This is a genomic window from Porticoccus hydrocarbonoclasticus MCTG13d, from assembly GCF_000744735.1.
Lineage (GTDB): Bacteria > Pseudomonadota > Gammaproteobacteria > Pseudomonadales > Porticoccaceae > Porticoccus > Porticoccus hydrocarbonoclasticus.
On record NZ_JQMM01000001.1, the window covers coordinates 1 to 17876 of the forward strand.

Consider the following 17876-nt stretch of genomic DNA (forward strand, 5'->3'; position numbering starts at 1 on the left):
CATCCACTTCCCGCCGAAAATTATCCAGGGTATCTTCATCGAAACGCCCTTCAAGATAGGAGCGGGCATAAATTCCCGGCGCACTGTGACCCTGAAAATAGATCAGGTCGCCCTGCTCTTCGCCCTCGTTGCCCCGAAAAAAATAATTAAAGCCAATATCATAAAGCGTGGCCGACGAGGCGAAAGAGGCAATATGCCCGCCAATACCCTCATCAGGATTTTTGTTGGCCCTCATTACCATAGCCAGCGCATTCCAACGGATGATCGAGCGAATCCGGCGCTCCATGAACAGGTCACCTGGCATGCGTTTTTCACGAATGACCGGGATCGTATTCCTGTAAGGGGTAACAATGGCAGGCGGCATGCCGACCCCGGTGGCAGTGGCTCGATCCAGCAGCTTCTGAAGCAGATAGGCTGCCCTCTCCGGGCCCTGAAACTTCAATACGGAATCCAGCGATTCGAGCCACTCCCGGGTTTCGACGGGATCCATATCGTCTTGCATGATCGATACCTTTCTTTTTATGGTGACTGGCAACTTGATCAGTCGGGCAACCAAAAACACCGTTAACCTGACGATTCAAGCCATTTCGTGTAGTTTATCTACCAAAAAATACTTATTCAACCGCAAAAATAAAAGGTGCTTATAAATATACTTTTCTGAAAATAGTATAACTACATGAAATCAATAATATTATTAATAGCTTTCCCGAAAAACAATAAATAGTTTTATTACATTTTTTCAGGTAGCCGATAGATGTCCCGCTCTTTAGCCAGCCCAGACCCTGACATAAAATCCCCTGCCGAAGTATCAACCTGCATTGAAAAACCGGCCGCAACCACGACGTCCCTATAGACCTCCAGCATTTGAGCATGCGTCAGACTCTGGACTTCTACAATCAATTGCTGGCGCATATCAAACTGGTAATCCCTCAGGTCAATGCTAGCCCAGAATCGCCCGCTCTGCTCCGCGAGACTTTTCGGTTTCTCTGTCAGACCTGTGAGGATAGAGGCGCGATGACGCTCAAATTCGTCAGCCGGCATTGCCGCCAACTGCTCTGCGTATGAATCGAGAAACTGATCAATAGCCTGCTCAAGCCGTGACAGAGGTGCCGATGGAGACTGCACCAGCAGCCCAAACCCCGGCACCCTCTCCAGGCCCTGATCAACAGCCGCAACAACATAACCCAACTGCTGCTCGGTACGCAGTTCGTGAAAGAACGGGGATTTGATCAGCTGCCGCAGAAACATGAAGCGGGCGGCTTCCGCTACCGAGTCATCGCGACCCTGGTAGTAACGGAGAATCCCTGCATCCTTGTGCGGGATGGACATGGGCGCTTTAATTTTTTCCCCAGGCGCCACCCTGGCAATCCCCCTCGGCAACCAGTCAGCCGGATTGCTGGATGCCAGCTGCTCCGACAGTGACTGCGCCAGCACTTTCACCTCTTCTGCCTGTAGGTTGCCACTGGCCAACAACTCCAGCGAAGCACCGTTAAAAATCGTTTTCACATACTGTCTGAACGTGCTGAAATCAAGTTTCTCCAATTCATCGGCCAGTCGCGCTGGCTGCCATGCAGTGGTATTGAGCAACAGCCCGACTTCGCGCATCAGCTGAATATAGGGCGTATCCTGAGTGCTATTGCGCCACTTCCGAATCAGTTCCTGACGCAGTAATTCAAGCCGCTCATCCGTCAGCTCAGTGGTCAGCAATGCTTCGACAACAGCTGCGGATAACACCGACAGTTTGTCGTCAAAACCACTGATCATGAAGCCCAGCCCGTCTGGTCGGCGATTGATGCCATAGCGCAAACCAGCCAGAGCCGCCTCATAACTGGTTTCATTCAATGAATACTCAACTGCCCGCAAATACAGATCCATCATTGCTGCATGACGCACCCCTTCCACTGCCGGCGTCTTGACTGCCACATAAAGTTGCGCCTTGGGCGCCCGATAATAATGATCGGCGTAGTGCCACAACCGGTAATCAGGCTGCTTGACCAACAGCTCAGCCAATCCTGGCTCAGAGGCCTTATTCGGATGTTTCAGAGAAAAACGCTCTGGAATAAAGGGGTTTTTTCCCGGCAACGCAAGGCCAGTGGCCGCCACAGGCTGTATTTCCGGTAGCGGTTCAACTTTATAGGGCACCTGATAGAGAGCCGTTACTGCATCGGTCTCAACTTCGGGTGCGGCCAATAACACCATGGCATTATCTGCTGTCATACGGGAGGCCATGTCGGCGATCAACCCGGCATCATAAAGATCCATGCGGTAGGGACCACGGAGCACTTCAGTGCAGGGGTATTGATGGAGGCGGTTGGCCAGACGACTCACCCTGTGCACTGGGTCATCCTGCTCCATGTAACGAAACTGCATGTCTGCCAACGCGCCCTGCTCATCAAAACGCCACTGGGCAATCCCCTCATCAGCAACCAGATCGATCTGTCGGAATACCAGCGACAACACCTGTTGCCAGTTTGCGTAACCATCCGGTGTCAAGCCAACCGTCACACTAAAACTGCTGCCGCTGGTATCGGAAATACCCTGACCGGCCCGCAGGTTCTCGGCCCAGCCCCTGTTTTTCAACAGCCAAAGCAGACTACCCTTACCCTCGTGACCGATCAGATTGCCAAGATAGCCGAGCGGTTGTTCGCGTTGATACCGATCCACTGCCGGCAGGGGAAATGTGATAGACAACTCCCTCATCTCACGAACGGGTTGAACAGAGACCAGTTTCGGCGGCTCACCCGGCTCCAACAGTGGCTTGCCATGCTTTGGCTGCTGGCTGGCATGGTTGGGCACATTGGCAAAGCGGTCTCTGACCATGGCTTCAAGCTGCTCCAGAGGCTGTGGCGCCAAAACCACGAGGGCCATCCGGTTGGCTGAATAATGTGCCTTGTAAAAAGAGAACAGGTCCTCGCGTAGCTGGCCCTTTTCATCCGCCAGCGTATCCAGATTACCGACGCTGAATTTGGCTGCAGGGTGTGCTGGATTGACGACCTGGCTGTAGACATCCATCTGGCGACGGTAATCATCTTTGATGCGGGCCTTGTACTCTGAATGCACTGCATTCTTTTCACGCTCTACATAATCTGCATTAAACAGTGGCTCGACAAAAAAACGGGAAAACCGGTCCAGAGCTGGCTCAAAATGCGCCGGATCAATATCAAAGAAATAGTTGGTGTGCTCGAAGGACGTATAGGCATTGTGCTGCCCGCCGTGCTGGCCGATGAATGCCTGATACTCGTCGGGCTCGGGGTATTTGTCCGTACCAAGAAACAGCATATGCTCAAGAAAATGCGCTAACCCCTGACGTCGAACAGGGTCATGCGAACTGCCCACGAAGACATCCAGTGCCGCTGCAGCCTTATCTGCATCGGGGTCGGAGACAAGCAAGACCTGAAGCGAATTGGGCAATGTCAGATGACGATAGACAGACTGATCATTTTCACTGCGGGCAATATCACTATCACTGGAGGACTGAGGTGAAAAAGAGGTCGCCTCACTGTAAGCTCCGGCAACACAAAACAGACAGACAAATACAACAACAAGTCTTTTCATGGAATTCCATCTTATGGGTAAAGTTACTCCGACAACGTGTTCGGCAAATCAGTTCGCGGCCAGGCGTTATAAAGCGCCTTGACCAGCGTGGCGAGGGGGATCGCAAAAAACACCCCCCAGAAGCCCCACAGGCCGCCAAACACCAGAACCGCGAGAATAATTGCAATGGGGTGAAGGTTGACGGCTTCCGAAAACAGTAATGGCACCAACACATTACCATCAAGCGCCTGAATAATCCCGTAACCCACCATCAGCCAGAGCAGTTCCGAGCCAAACCCCCACTGGAAGTAACCCACAGCGGCGATTGGAAAAGTGACGATCATCGCACCGATATAGGGTATCACTACTGACAACCCCACCAGGAGTCCCAGCAGAGCAGCATATTGCAATCCCATGAAAAGAAAAAAGACGTAGCTGACCAGCCCGACCACCAGTATTTCAATGGCCTTACCGCGCACATAATTGGCCATTTGCAGGTTCATTTCATGCCAGATCCGCCACATGACAGGCCGCTCCTGAGGCAGCATAGAGGCGAGCAGGTTCAATAGCTCATCCTTGTCTTTCAGCATAAAAAATACCAGCAGTGGAACCAGTACCAGATAGACCATCATGATGACCAGGCTGGGAAAGGTACTGAAAGAAAAACTCACCAGTCGCTCTGCCATACTCGCCACTTCCTTTGACGCCTGACCCAGCAACTCTTTCAGCTGGGACTCTGAAATGAGGTGTGGATACTCTTCGGGAAGCAACAGCAGGACACTTTGCCAGTGCCGTATCATGTCCGGAATTTCACTGGCAAGATTGGCGGCCTGGCGTCCGATCAGGGGCAGGACGACGATCAGAATCGTGAGAAATATACCGACAAATAGCAGGAATACCAACGCCACGGCAACGAGACGGGGTACTCTCCACCGAACAAGGCGGTTGACACCCCCCTGGAGCAGGAAAGCAAAAATAATGGCTGCAACAAAAGGGGCCAGAATCTGGCCAAAGGTGACCATAACGACCAACGCAATCACCAGCATCAAAGCCAGCAATACCGCTTCTTCTTCACCAAAATAGCGGTCGACCCAAGTGCCAAGCACTTTCCACATAGCATTTTCCTGTCGGAGCAATTAAAAAATTACAAAAATCAGATTACGAAATCATTACCAGTGCATCAAGGACAGCTGAAACATCTGCGATATGGTCGGTTTTTTCAGATGAAAACGCACGAATCCGCATGAATTAGGTCATAGAGTTACGTTACTATCCAGAGAAATTGTCACTCTCTCACGTATCACTTTCACGTATTAATGGATATTCAAGCAGTGTACATACGCTCCATCATGTTTTTTCTGAACCGGCTAATACTGACCGCGCTCCTAACCGCGCCAGCACACAGCGCAAATATTGAACTGCCAGCGCTGGGCGACACTGCCTCGGCCATTATCTCACAGCAACAGGAATATGAACTCGGGCAGGCTTGGCTGCGAGCCTACCGCAGCAGGATCTCCGAGTACAACGACCCCCAGCTCTATGATTACCTGGAGGAACTACTCTACCAACTCGCCGCCCACAGCGAATTAAAAGATCACCGCCTATCACTGGTGACGATCAATAATCCATCAATGAACGCGTTCGCAGTTCCTGGCGGTGTTATTGGCGTGCACACGGGATTGTTCCGCTACGCCAAAACCGAGCACCAGATCGCCTCCGTGCTGGCACATGAGCTGGCTCACCTCAGCCAACGGCATTTTGCCCGGCGAGTTGAACAACAACGAAAGAACGCAACCACCACGATGGCCGCCATGCTGGCCAGTCTTGTGATAGCCGCCACCGTGGGCGGCGATGCCGGGATGGCCGCTATGACCGCCAGCCAGGCGCACAGCATGGAAAGTGCCATGCGATACAGCCGTCAGAATGAACAAGAAGCCGATCGACTCGGCATCCAGACAATTTATGCCGCCGGTATGGATCCGAAAGGGGTCCCCGGCATGTTCGAGCAAATGCTGCGGGCAACCCGCTACACCGGCAGCAAACCGCCAGAATTTCTGCTCACCCACCCACTGACGGAAAACCGCGTTGCGGACGCCAAAAACCGTGTCAGTCAATTTCCGTTAAAACATTATCCCGATAATATTGAATATCACCTGATGCGCGCCCGAGCGTTGATCGCCATCGAAAAAAATGCGGCGGCGTCTCTAAACCGTTTCAACAGCGAATTGGAAGGCGACAGTCTCAACAAGGATGCCTCTCGCTACGGCCTGGTTTTGGCGCACATGGGGCTGGGGAACTTCGATGATGCAAGAAAAAACCTCAGCCAGTTAATCAGCTCATCGCCCGACAGACTCACCTACCTACTGGCTGAGATCGAAATTGACCGCCGGGAAGGGAAATATATTTCAGCCATCGAGAAGGCGCAAAACCTTTTGCGCCACAATTCGAAAAGTTATGCGCTCAGGATGATGCTGGCCGAAGTTTACCTCAAGGCCAACCAGTTCACCGAATCTGAAAAAGTGCTTGAAGAGCTGGCCCAACGCTACCCCGATCGACCCTACGTCTGGTTTCAGCTGGCGGAAGTCAGTGGCCTGGCGGGCGATATCGCTGGAGTACACAAGGCTCGCGCACAATATTTTATTCTCAACGGGGTATTTGACAAAGCCAGAGAACAACTGGGTTATGCCAGAAAACTGCTGGTTCACGATTATCAGGAAACTGCCATTATTGACCAGCAGCTGAGAGATCTGGCCGATTTGCAGGAAAAGATGAAAAACTTCTAGGCTTGGCAGCCGCAAATCAGGCAGTCTGCCCGGCGCTGCAGGGGGTTACGACTCGGCCAACTGCTGCTCGCGAAATGCCAGCATCCGCCGCAGCGACACCATTGCGCGCCGGCCAACCGCTGAATCCACATGAATCTCGTTGGTGCCGCGCTCAAGGGACTCCATCAGATTCTCCAGATGATTCATTGCCATCCAGGGACAATGGGCACAACTACGGCAGGTGGCTCCCTCACCGGCAGTGGGCGCAATAATCAATTCTTTATCCGGCGCCGCCTGCTGCATCTTGTAAAAAATACCGCTATCCGTGGCAACAATCATTTGCTGATTCGGCAGCGTTCTGGCAGCCTCGATCAGCTGCGAAGTAGATCCCACTACATCGGCAATGGCCACCATTGCCTCCGGGGACTCCGGGTGAACCAGAATGGCTGCACCGGGGAAGAGCTGCTTGATGCTGAGCACCCCCCGGGCCTTGAATTCTTCATGAACAATACAACTGCCATCCCACAACAGCATGTCCGCACCGGTTTTTTTCTGCACGTAGCTGCCGAGATACTTGTCGGGTGCCCAAAGAACCTTCTCTCCACAGCTGTCCAGGTAATCCACCACGTCCAGGGCAATACTGGACGTCACCACCCAGTCCGCACGCGCCTTTACCTCCGCCGAGGTGTTCGCATAGACCACCACCGTGCGATCTGGATTTTCGTCACAGAAATCATTGAAATCATCGGCAGGACAGCCAATATCCAGAGAACAGGTTGCTTCCAGGGTAGGCATCAGTACCGTTTTTTCCGGATTCAGAATTTTCGCGGTTTCGCCCATAAACCTGACGCCGGCCACGATCAAAGTGGAAGCCGGGTGATCATGGCCAAAGCGGGCCATTTCCAGAGAGTCCGAGACCAACCCACCCGTCTCTTCGGCTAAAGACTGAATGACCGGATCTGTGTAGTAGTGTGCCACGATAACTGCATTGCGCTCTTTCAACAGCCGCTTGATCGAAGTCCGATATACGGCTTCTTGCTCGGGCGTGTAGCGAGGCTCCTCATGCAGCTTGCCCAGATACTGCTCTACCACTTCACGGTGATCAGAATCGCTGGCAATATGGAGTTTTGGATCTTTCATAAAAAACCGAAATTAAGTACTACGCAAGAATTTTACCATAGATACCAGATCCCTCTGTTGCCAATTTGACTGAGTGTGTCTGATCATTTTGACCCTGACAAATAACCGCCGTTCAGGACCCGAATCCGCAGGTCCGCTTAAAATAATGCAGCATCACCACTCTGCCACCTCGAGACTCGCTATGGCCGGTATTGCGGTTCAAGCATGACTATTCGCCGCCTTACGCACAGACACGAAAAACCGAGGCAGGCAAGCCCGGCATTTTGTATTGGTGGGTCGTGCTGGATTGACTCAGAACAGTTTGTCACTATTTTGACCCTTATAGGGGCCTCGCGGCCTGTGACTGCTCGGTCCAAACTCCTGACGGAGTTTGTCGAACCACGCTTTAACGAACGAGTCCACAACAAATCGCTTACAAATAAAAAGGCCACCCCACTGGGGTGGCCTTTTTATTTGTTTGGTGGGTCGTGCTGGATTCGAACCAGCGACCAATTGGTTAAAAGCCAACTGCTCTACCAACTGAGCTAACGACCCTCAGAAGAGGCGCATATCTTACTTATGGGGAGTCAAAAATCAAGTGTTTATTCTGTACCGATATAACGGGTGGGATCTGGCAACCCGGCTTCCTGAAATCCCGATATTCTCAACCGGCAACTATCACATCGGCCACAGGCAAAGCCTCGCTCGGTCGCCTGATAGCAGGAGACTGTTTCCGCATAATCAACGCCCGCCAACGTTCCCTGAAGGATAATTTCTGCTTTGGTGAGATTAATCAGCGGTTTGTTGATTCGGAGGTAATGTCCTTCAATCCCTGCTTTGGTGGCGAGATTGGCCATTTTTTCAAAAGCTTCGATGTAGTCGGGACGACAATCCGGATAACCGGAATAATCCACCGCGTTGACCCCGATGAAAATATCCTGGGCACCCAGCACCTCTGCCCAACCCAGCGCAATGGAGAGAAATACCGTATTGCGGGCCGGCACGTAAGTCACGGGAATGCCGCTGGTCTGCTCCTCCGGCACATCGATACGGTCATCGGTCAGGGCAGAGCCACCAATGGTCCTCAGATCCAGTTTAATGACCTTGTGTTCCTCGGCACCCAGCTGTTCAGAACAGCGCCGGGCAGCGACCAGTTCTGCCTGGGCACGTTGCCCGTAATCAAAGCTCAGGGTATAGCAGCTGAACCCCTGACTTTTTGCGAGCGCCAGTACCGTCGTTGAGTCCAGGCCGCCGGATACCAGCACCACGGCCCTGTTATTTTCGTTCACAGTCATTCAGTGTCCCGGGGCATCTTTCCACAACAATTTATGCAATTGAAGCTGAAACCTGACCGGCAACCTGTCATTCAGCACCCACTCTGCCAGTTCGGTGGCATCCTGCTGGCCGAAACTCGGAGAAAACAGGATGTCAGTGACACAGTCCGACAGACTGAACTCGTCGAGCTTCATCCGGGCCCATTCGTAGTCCTGCCTGTCACAGATCACAAACTTAATCTGGTCGGAGGGTTTCAGGTAAGCAATGTTTTCATAGAGGTTGCGATTCACCTCACCAGAGGCGGGGGTTTTCAGGTCCATCACTTTTGTCACTCGAGGGTCCACCTCAGCAATGGATAAAGCGCCCGCTGTTTCCAGACTCACCTGGTAACCCTTGTCACAAAGCGCTGTCAACAGAAGCAGGCAGGATTTCTGGGCCAGCGGTTCGCCACCGGTGACACACACCCGCGAAGCTTTAAAGGTACTCACCTCTTCCAGAATCTGCTCGATTGAGCGACGTTCACCACCGTAGAAAGCATATTCAGTGTCGCAGTAATGGCAACGCAAAGGGCAACCGGTCAGTCGCACAAAAACCGTCGGCAAGCCAACCGTGGCCGACTCACCCTGGAGAGAATAGAAAATTTCAGTAATGCGAACAGACGTTGGGGTCATGGGAGGTACTGCATGTCATCAATGCCGCAGTTTAACCGACATTTGCAAAATCAGGAGGCCATCCGATTAAAAGTGTTGGTCCAGATAGCGTTTTGCCAGGGTCGCCGCGTTATCATTGCCCGCGGCGGAGGCTTCCAACAGGGATTTGGCTTTTACTTTATCGCCCATCAGGAAATATACCTGACCGAGCTTGAAAGCGGCGTCAGAAGCTTTACGGTTCGCTGGATACTGTTCTACCACGGCAGAGAAAGCCTGACGGGCAGCATCGAGATCATTTTGTAGCAGATAAATTTCACCTAGCCAGTAATGCGCATTGGCCACCAGCTTGCCATCTGGATAATCGGTGAGATGTTTTTTAAAAAGGGCAATGGCATCTTCAGTTTTACCCGCTTTTAACTGGTCATAGGCATTGCTGTAGTGCTTTGCTTCATCTGTACCGGAATTGACACTTTCGGCAGCGGGACTGTTAGCAGAGGGGCTATCAGCGCGACTTGGGGTGGGGGTCACCGACGAGTCACCAGCTGCAATAGCACTGAGCCGCCGATCAAGGTCCATGTAGTCGTCGAGCTGACGGGATTTCAATTGACGGATTTCATGGCTCAATTCTTCCACCATACCACGCAGGGTTCGAACTTCTTCCTGCAACATTTGCATCTGGTATTGAACTCCCCCATTAAAGGTGGATGTCTGGGCAGGTGGGTCAGGGACAGCCCTGGGAGATGCAACTTGGGGCTGGCTGCCCAGTTCAGAGACGGGCGCAGCGGCAAAACCAAAGATGGGCAGGAGAGAGAAAAGAATAATACCAATTGCAGTCACACGCATGGGGATATCCTCTACCGACGGTACGGAAAAACGCTACACTGGAATGGCAATACGCCCGGTGTTTGAACACCGGACGTTTGCAAAAAACAGCAACAGCGCCTGGGGCGCGATTACTTCATTTCTACGCGACGATTCAACGCCCAAGCAGTTTCATTGCTATCCAGGGAAGCGGGGCTTTCCTCACCATAGCTGATCACTTCCAGCAAATTGCCATTCACACCCTCGGAAATCAGGAAATCGCGAACGGCATTGGCGCGACGCTCACCCAGCGCCATGTTGTATTCGCGTGTCCCGCGCTCGTCAGCATGGCCTTCCAGACGAACATTGACTGGATTGGCACGCAACCATTCTGCATGGAGACGCAACGCAGCGGTGGCTTCAGCATTGAGAACAGCACGATCAAACTCGAAGTAGAAAACCCGCGGCACAGCTGTATCCGTACCCAGTGTCGTGGCAGTAACGCCTTCAGTTGATACTGAACCTGTAGACACTTGACTACTTGGCACCGACGTACCGGCACTCGCTGTATCAGTTGTATCAGTACCGGTTGAGGAACAGCCCGATAACAGCGCCATCACAACGGTAACCAAAGCGCCGTATTTGAGCAGTTGATTATTCATTTCTTTCTCCTGTAATTAAATAATGTAGCTTGTTTATTTTGGTGACCAGGCAGGCTCTCGGACATCGCCGACAGTTGCTGGCAGTAAAAATTTCACACCCGCATCCAGCGAAACAGCTGCCAGTACTCCCTTGCTGCCTTGTTTGGTTGCGTAAATCAACATAGCACCATTCGGGGCAACTGTAGGGGATTCATCCAGATACGTTTGTGTTAAAACTCTCAGGTCGCCCGTAACCAGGTCCTGTGAAGCGATATGAAAATCGCCTTTATCGCGGTGCACCATAACTAAAGTGCGCCCATCAGGAGCAAGTCTTGGTCTGGCATTGTACGACCCTGCGAAGGTTAAGCGTTCTACCTGTCCGCTGGCAATGGTTAACTTATAAATTTGTGGCGCTCCGCCCCTATCTGAGGTAAAAATCAGTGATTTTCCGTCCGGCGTCCAGTTTGGTTCGGTATCAATCGCAAAATGCGTGGTCATGCGGATAAATTTTCGCGTCATCAAATCAAGCGTATAAAGTTCAGGGTTGCCGTCTTTTGATAAGACCAGAGCCAGTTTTCGACCATCGGGTGACCAGGCGGGTGCGCCGTTGAGCCCCCGGAAATTGGTCAACTGCTCGCGGGCAGCCGTGGCAAGATTTTGACGAAAAATGGCCGGCCGTCCTGTTTCAAAAGAGACGTACACCAACTCCTTTGCATCCGGGGACCAGGCCGGCGACATGATCGGCTCGTCTGATGCCAACAGCAAACGTTCTCTGGCACCATCCGCATCAGACACCATCAGGCGAAATGACATTTTTCCGTTCTTGGGAATGGCACTCACGTAGGCAATGCGGGTAGAGAAAGCACCGGGGATACCGGTGATAGTTTCATACACCTGATCGCTGATGTGGTGAGCGATATCTCGCAACTGTGCAGCCTTTCCATCCACCGCCTTGGTAAACAGCTTGCGGCCTCCAGCCACCTCCATAAGGCTGAACGTCACCTTGTAACTGCCCCCCTGATCAGTCACGTCGCCAACCACCAGGTATTCTGCACCCAGAACCCGCCAGTCACGCAAGTAGACATCATTCTCACGGGCGGGAAATGACAACATGTTTTGCCGGGGTATCGAATTGAACAGGCCACTGCGATCCAGATCCGCCGAAACGATGTTACTGATATCTTCAGGCAGCGCCCGACCGCCGAGCGTCATCGGTGAAATGGCGATACGGGTCGGATTGTCAACGCCTTGGGTAATTTCGATGGTGAATTCAGCAAATGCTGACGGCAGCCAGCACGCCATAAACACGCACAAACTTAGTAGAAACCCGGTTTTCCTCACTGTTTATAACCTCAAATCATCTGGTCTGAAAATTAATGGCAATTTACGAAAATAAGTCTCGAACACCTTCGGCGGCAGTTCCTTTAACTTTTCGAACCGGCCCACTTTAAGCACCGCCTGTACGGCAGAACGATCAAACGCCTCATTACCGCTGGATCTGACAATATCAACACGAACTACCTGCCCATTGGGCAACAGTTGCACCAGCAACTCAACCTCCATATCGCGACGGGAATTGAGTGGACGATTCCAGTTGGCGGCCAGACGCTCAAAAATGTAATCCGCGTAACTGCTGGCCAACTCCTCATCGTTCGCGGCCGCCAAAAATGCCTCTTCCTCGGCCAGGGCACTGGCCAGTGCCTGTTCAAGTTGCTGCTTATCTATTTGCGGCTTGGGCTCTGGTTGCGGTTCCGGTTTTGGCGCGGGTTTGGGTTCCGGTTTTGGCGCAGGCTTCGGCGCTGGCTTGGGCTTGGGCTTAGGAGCCGGTTTCGGGGTCGGTTTGGGAGCCGGCTTGGGTGCCGCTTTAGGCACCGGGGGCTTCGGTTTGGGTTTGGCCTTTTCCTCCAGCTTGAGCAACGTTGCCTGAACATATTTCGGCTGGGTAATTTTTCGTTGTTTCCTCTCCGGCTCCCAATGCACTACCATCAGCGCCACCATGCAAGCATGCAACAGCAGGCTCACCAAAACGGCAACGGTAAACGAGGAGACTTTGCCGGAGAACACGGTAGCTAGTTTTTCCCTGGCGGCGGCTCGGTGACCAGCCCGACAGAGGGCGCACCGGCATTCTGCAACTCACTCATCAACCTGACCACAGTGCCATAATCCACTTTTGCATCACCCCAGACCAGCACGGGCGTCTTCGGCTGCACACCCATCACCTTCTGCACTTTTTCAATAATAGAGGTGAGTGGCTCTTCAATATTCTTGCCGTTGCCGAGGTCCAGATAGTAAGTCCCATCGGCTTTCACAGAGACAATGAGGGGTTCCAGATCCTTGTCATCAAGCGGTGCGGACGGGGCCTGTGGCAGCTCCACCTTGACCCCCTGCATCAACATGGGGGCTGTCACCATAAAGACAATCAACAATACCAGCATCACATCAATGTAGGGCACTACATTGATTTCAGCCACCAGCCGCCTTTTATGTTTAGGAGTTCGGATAGCCATTAACCGTGTACCCGACGGTGCAGAATACTGGAAAATTCCTCGGCAAAGGTTTGATAACCGCTGTAGATACTATCCGCCGACGCTGAATAGCGATTGTAGGCCAGCACCGCCGGAATCGCGGCAAACAGGCCCATGGCGGTGGCAATCAAGGCTTCAGAGATACCCGGCGCAACCGTAGCCAGGGTGGCCTGCTGTACCGTTGCCAGTCCGCGAAAGGAGTTCATGATCCCCCAGACGGTGCCAAACAAACCGATGTAGGGACTCACCGACGCAACGCTGGCCAGAAAGGGTAAATTCCGATTGAGTCGCTCCTCCTCCCGGGACAGGGCAATTCGCATGGATCGCTCAGTGCCTTCGATGACCGTATCCGCATCAACATTAGCCTGCTGGGCCAGGCGGTTGAACTCGCGGAAGCCCGCACGGAATACACTCGCCAAGCCCTCGGCGGCACCTCTGCCACCAATATCCGTATAGAGCTGATTAAGGTCTACTCCGGACCAGAAGTTATCCTCGAATTTGCGCAGATTGATCCCCGCATTTCTCAGGTATAGCCCCCGTTGGATGATCATTACCCAGGAGACGATCGAAGCAAAAAATAACAGTGCCATGACAAATTGCACGAGCAGGGAAGCATCGGCAATCAGACTCCAGAGTGATAATTGTTCGGTCACCAGGTAACTCCTGTTTTCTTGTTAAATAGCGGCTTGCAATGTTTGCAACATCTCGGCCGGGATGGCCGTGGGTCGCTTCGTTTGATGATTGATGCAGGCCGCTTTCACGACCCCTTCGACCAGAACCTGCTCATCCCTCAGCACTTTTTGGGCGATGGTGAATGAAGTTCTGCTCACGGCGACCAGTTTTGCCGTGGCAATTACCTGGTCATCCAATACTGCCGGTTGCCGGTACTTCAATTCCACCGAACAGACCACAAACTGCATGCCCTCAAACAGCGCCGGCTTGTCATAACCCAACGACCGCATCAGCTCAGTGCGGGCGCGCTCAAGGTACTTCAGATAATTGGCGTAGTAGACAATCCCGCCCGCGTCGGTGTCTTCCACATACACACGGATCGGTAGACAATATTCGCTGGTCATTTCTCCATGAAATCCAGTTGTTGGTCAATTTTTTGTGGACTTTTCAGACCGAAGTGCTGGTAGGCAAGGTTTGTAACCATTCGACCCCGAGTGGTTCTCATCAAGTATCCCTGCTGGATCAGAAACGGTTCCAGTACGTCCTCGATCGTTCCCCGCTCTTCGCTGATCGCGGCGGCCAGACTGTCCACCCCCACAGGTCCCCCATCAAACTTCTGCATGATGGTTAACATCAGCCGTCGATCCATATGATCAAAACCATTGGCATCCACATTGAGCATATTCAATGCCTGATCGGCCACCTCCGCACTGATCTTTCCATCTGCCTTGATCTCGGCATAGTCCCTGACCCGACGCAACAGGCGATTGGCTATTCTGGGTGTACCCCTCGCTCGGCGGGCAATCTCCATAGCGCCCTGTTGTCCCATGGCCACACCGAGAATATCCGCAGAGCGCGCGACAATCGTGCTCAACTCATCCACTGAGTAAAACTCGAGGCGCTGTACGATACCAAAACGATCGCGCAACGGCGACGTGAGTAACCCCGCCCGGGTCGTTGCACCAACAAGGGTAAAGGGTGGCAAGTCCAGCTTGATGGAACGTGCAGCAGGCCCTTCACCGATCATGATATCCAGCTGGTAGTCTTCCATAGCTGGATAGATAACCTCTTCCACCACGGGACTCAGACGATGAATCTCGTCAATGAACAACACGTCCCCCGGCTCCAGGTTGGTCATCAGAGCCGCCAGATCACCAGCTTTCTCCAGCACCGGGCCAGAGGTGGTTTTCAGATCCACACCCATCTCATTGGCAATGATATGGGCCAGCGTGGTCTTGCCCAGACCCGGGGGGCCAAATACCAGCGTGTGGTCCAGTGGTTCACCGCGCCTGCGTGCGGCACCGATAAATATTTCCATCTGCTCACGAACCGCCTGCTGCCCGACGTAGTCGGCCAGACTCAGAGGACGAATCGCACGATCAAAGCGCTCCTCCTGGACGGAAGCTTCTGGGGAGATAAGACGATCATTCTCAATCATGGGCGCAGTATATCTTGCACGGGCTAGCTTTTAACCATGCTTTTCAGGGCAAGGCGAATCAATTCCTGACTGGATTGCCCTTCGCTGGCTACGGCCGTTATCATCCGAGCCGCCTCCTGGGGCTTGTAACCCAGTGCAATCAGTGCACTCTCGGCCTCCCTGACCGTATCGGTTTGTCGTCCTGCCTGGCCAGTGAGGGAGAAGTCCGCCGAATCGGTGGAAAAATGGTTGAGGCGATCCCGCATTTCCACGATCAGACGCTCGGCTGTTTTTTTGCCGATGCCGGGTAATCGCACCAGGGTCGCGGTATCGTTATGCTGCACTGAATGGGCGAAATCAGCTGCCGTCATTCCGGATAAAATGGCCAGCGCCATTTTCGGCCCCACGCCACTGACTCTGATCAGGCTGCGAAATAACTCGCGCTCGACAGTATCGGCAAAACCGTAAAGTTGCTGTACATCCTCCCGTACCACAAAGTGCGTATGGAGGGTCACCGTCTGGCCCGGTACCGGCAAGTCAAAAAATGTATTGAGCGACACCAATACTTCGTAGCCGACACCCTGCACATCAATCAGCAGTTCCGGCGCCTTGCGCTCCAGTAATGTGCCATGAATTCTTCCGATCACCTCGCAATTCCTCTCTTTATAGGACTCGCCATATTATTTATACCGCCCCCTGGCATAACGAACATCGGGGGGCAATCCAGCCGTGGTACGGATTGTTTGCGCGTGGCAGAGCGCCACTGCAAGCGCGTCTGCGGCATCCTCAGAAGGCACCGAAGGCAACTTCAGCAGTCGTGTGACCATATGCTGCACCTGCTCCTTGCCAGCCGCGCCACTGCCAACCACCGACTGCTTGACTGACCGCGCAGCATACTCAGCCACCGACAACCCCGCGGCAACACCCGCCACAATGGCTGCGCCACGGGCCTGCCCGAGCTTCAGCGCAGCCCTGGGATCACGGGCAAAGAAAACATCCTCAATGGCCATTGTCTCAGGATGGTGCTCTTCGATAATGCAGGAAAGACTCTCAAAGATCACTTTGAGACGCTCCGGAAGCGCGCCATCCGGCAGGCGGATAATGCCACTGGCAACATACTCGGCGCGGGAACCAACGGCGTTGACAAGGCCAAAACCGGTCTTTCTCGAACCCGGGTCTATACCGAGAATCAGTGTCATGTGAATCGCCCGAAATACTGTATATTGTCACAGTATCCTAATCGCTTGAAAAAACAAGAGCCAGCGGCTCCATCGTCACTGCACCCACTAAAAAAGGCGGCTGTTGCCAGCCGCCTTTTTTGCGTTCACACAACAACTTTTATTTGGTTTCCTCATCTGCCGATTCAGCGGGAGCTGCTCCTGCAGGTGTTTCATCAGCAGGCGCTTCCTCTGCCACAGCCTCTTCTACTGGAGCTGCCTCTGCCGGGGCTTCCTCAGCAGGAGCTTCTTCAACAACCGCCTCTTCTACCGGCGCGGGTTTTGCGACTGCCTGCTTGACGACACCCGCGGCGACCAGAATGCTGACTTTTTCGTCACCATTAATGATCTTCTTGTCAGCGCCTTCAACGGCATAGCGACCTGAGCGTTTTTGATAAATGGTGTACTCGTCAGTTTTCTGAAGTACTTTCATCCTGTCTCTCCTGTGATTACTCGTTCTGTTAACAATATCGGGATACACCCGGGTTTACTCTCTGGCCCAACCGATCATCAGCCGAGCTCAGCCATCACCGACGCGGGAATATCCGCATTGGTATACACATTCTGCACATCATCCAGATCTTCCAGATGATCCACCAGCGCCAGCAATTTCTCCGCACCGTCCAGGTCAACCGGCACAGTAATGGATGCCAGCATCGTGACCTCTGCATTTTCCGGCTCAAGGCCAGCTCCCGACAGAGCTTCTTTGACTCCGCTGAAGTCTTCCCACGCGGTGAGCACGTCGATGGAACCATCGTCATTGGTCACCACATCTTCTGCGCCCGCTTCCAGGGCCACTTCGATTAAGCGGTTTTCATCAACCCCGGCGGGATAACTGATTTGACCAGTACGCTTAAACAGGTAGGCGACCGATCCGTCCGTGCCCAGATTGCCACCGCGCTTGGTGAATGCGTGGCGCACATCGGAAACCGTACGATTGCGGTTATCCGTCATACAGTCCACGAGAACGGCAATACCTCCGACACCATAACCCTCGTAGGTCACCTCTTCATAATTGTCGCCTTCACCGGCACCCGCACCCCTGGCGATGGCTTTATCAATGGTGTCTCGCTTCATGTTATTACCGAGCGCCTTGTCCACTGCGGCGCGGAGCCGGGGGTTGTCCTCCGGCAGGGGCCCACCGGATTTTGCAGCCACAACCAGTTCACGAATCAGTTTGGTGAACACCTTGCCGCGCTTGGCATCCTGCGCTGCCTTGCGGTGCTTGATATTGGCCCATTTGCTGTGACCTGCCATAACAAA

The 17876-nt window shown here is 53.1% G+C and carries 18 protein-coding genes, 1 tRNA gene and 1 pseudogene; 1 reads left to right on the plus strand and 19 read right to left on the minus strand.

Going from position 1 to position 17876, the window contains the following annotated elements; all coding sequences use genetic code 11:
* The 3 genes and pseudogenes from aceE to U740_RS00015 form a co-directional block, all read right to left on the minus strand.
* Positions 1-502: pseudogene (gene aceE / locus U740_RS00005) on the minus strand (pyruvate dehydrogenase (acetyl-transferring), homodimeric type); the annotation flags it as partial.
* Positions 503-729: 227 nt separating this feature from the next.
* A complete protein-coding gene (locus tag U740_RS00010; RefSeq protein ID WP_051921082.1) occupies positions 730-3555 on the minus strand; it encodes an insulinase family protein in 2826 nt (941 codons plus the stop codon).
* 23 nt (positions 3556-3578) lie between these two features.
* The gene (locus tag U740_RS00015; protein ID WP_036858342.1) at positions 3579-4649 is read right to left on the minus strand and encodes an AI-2E family transporter; all 1071 of its coding nucleotides are present in this window, start codon (positions 4647-4649) and stop codon (positions 3579-3581) included.
* Positions 4650-4865: 216 nt separating this feature from the next.
* Between U740_RS00015 and U740_RS00020 the strand changes: the two genes are divergently transcribed.
* Positions 4866-6317 (plus strand): M48 family metalloprotease, encoded by a 1452-nt coding sequence (locus U740_RS00020; RefSeq protein ID WP_235189789.1) that lies wholly within the window; start codon positions 4866-4868, stop codon positions 6315-6317.
* Between the two features lie 45 nt (positions 6318-6362).
* On the opposite strand, the gene nadA is transcribed toward U740_RS00020, so the two are convergent.
* The 16 genes from nadA to U740_RS00100 form a co-directional block, all read right to left on the minus strand.
* Positions 6363-7436, minus strand: a complete 1074-nt coding sequence (gene nadA, locus U740_RS00025; protein WP_036858343.1) for a quinolinate synthase NadA — start codon at positions 7434-7436, stop codon at positions 6363-6365.
* 458 nt (positions 7437-7894) lie between these two features.
* A tRNA-Lys gene (locus U740_RS00030) sits at positions 7895-7970 on the minus strand.
* A gap of 47 nt (positions 7971-8017) precedes the next feature.
* Positions 8018-8710, minus strand: a complete 693-nt coding sequence (gene queC, locus U740_RS00035) for a 7-cyano-7-deazaguanine synthase QueC (RefSeq protein ID WP_036858344.1) — start codon at positions 8708-8710, stop codon at positions 8018-8020.
* On the minus strand, positions 8711-9361 hold the full coding sequence (gene queE, locus U740_RS00040; protein WP_036858345.1) for a 7-carboxy-7-deazaguanine synthase QueE: 651 nt from the start codon (positions 9359-9361) through the stop codon (positions 8711-8713).
* Positions 9362-9427: 66 nt separating this feature from the next.
* Positions 9428-10183 (minus strand): YbgF trimerization domain-containing protein, encoded by a 756-nt coding sequence (locus U740_RS00045; protein ID WP_051921083.1) that lies wholly within the window; start codon positions 10181-10183, stop codon positions 9428-9430.
* A 110-nt stretch (positions 10184-10293) separates the two neighbouring features.
* Positions 10294-10803, minus strand: a complete 510-nt coding sequence (gene pal / locus U740_RS00050) for a peptidoglycan-associated lipoprotein Pal (RefSeq protein WP_036858346.1) — start codon at positions 10801-10803, stop codon at positions 10294-10296.
* Between the two features lie 33 nt (positions 10804-10836).
* Positions 10837-12084 carry a Tol-Pal system beta propeller repeat protein TolB gene (gene tolB, locus U740_RS00055; RefSeq protein ID WP_036858347.1) on the minus strand — a complete coding sequence of 416 codons (1248 nt, stop codon included), beginning with the start codon at positions 12082-12084 and terminating at the stop codon, positions 10837-10839.
* Between the two features lie 42 nt (positions 12085-12126).
* Positions 12127-12846, minus strand: a complete 720-nt coding sequence (locus tag U740_RS00060; protein WP_051921084.1) for an energy transducer TonB — start codon at positions 12844-12846, stop codon at positions 12127-12129.
* A gap of 5 nt (positions 12847-12851) precedes the next feature.
* Positions 12852-13289 carry a protein TolR gene (tolR, locus tag U740_RS00065; protein ID WP_036858348.1) on the minus strand — a complete coding sequence of 146 codons (438 nt, stop codon included), beginning with the start codon at positions 13287-13289 and terminating at the stop codon, positions 12852-12854.
* Entirely contained in the window at positions 13289-13960 is a 672-nt protein-coding gene (gene tolQ, locus U740_RS00070) for a protein TolQ (protein ID WP_407674676.1), read from the minus strand. The genes tolR and tolQ overlap by 1 nt, the downstream gene beginning before the upstream one ends.
* Positions 13961-13981: 21 nt before the next feature.
* Positions 13982-14383 (minus strand): tol-pal system-associated acyl-CoA thioesterase, encoded by a 402-nt coding sequence (gene ybgC / locus U740_RS00075; RefSeq protein ID WP_036858350.1) that lies wholly within the window; start codon positions 14381-14383, stop codon positions 13982-13984.
* Positions 14380-15417 (minus strand): Holliday junction branch migration DNA helicase RuvB, encoded by a 1038-nt coding sequence (gene ruvB, locus U740_RS00080; protein WP_036858351.1) that lies wholly within the window; start codon positions 15415-15417, stop codon positions 14380-14382. The genes ybgC and ruvB overlap by 4 nt, the downstream gene beginning before the upstream one ends.
* 23 nt (positions 15418-15440) lie before the next feature.
* A complete protein-coding gene (gene ruvA / locus U740_RS00085; RefSeq protein ID WP_036858352.1) occupies positions 15441-16043 on the minus strand; it encodes a Holliday junction branch migration protein RuvA in 603 nt (200 codons plus the stop codon).
* A 33-nt stretch (positions 16044-16076) separates the two neighbouring features.
* Positions 16077-16595, minus strand: a complete 519-nt coding sequence (gene ruvC / locus U740_RS00090; protein WP_036858353.1) for a crossover junction endodeoxyribonuclease RuvC — start codon at positions 16593-16595, stop codon at positions 16077-16079.
* 139 nt (positions 16596-16734) lie between these two features.
* Positions 16735-17046 (minus strand): hypothetical protein, encoded by a 312-nt coding sequence (locus U740_RS00095; RefSeq protein ID WP_036858354.1) that lies wholly within the window; start codon positions 17044-17046, stop codon positions 16735-16737.
* Between the two features lie 77 nt (positions 17047-17123).
* Positions 17124-17870 (minus strand): YebC/PmpR family DNA-binding transcriptional regulator, encoded by a 747-nt coding sequence (locus U740_RS00100; RefSeq protein ID WP_036858355.1) that lies wholly within the window; start codon positions 17868-17870, stop codon positions 17124-17126.
* Between the last annotated feature and the right edge of the window lie 6 nt (positions 17871-17876).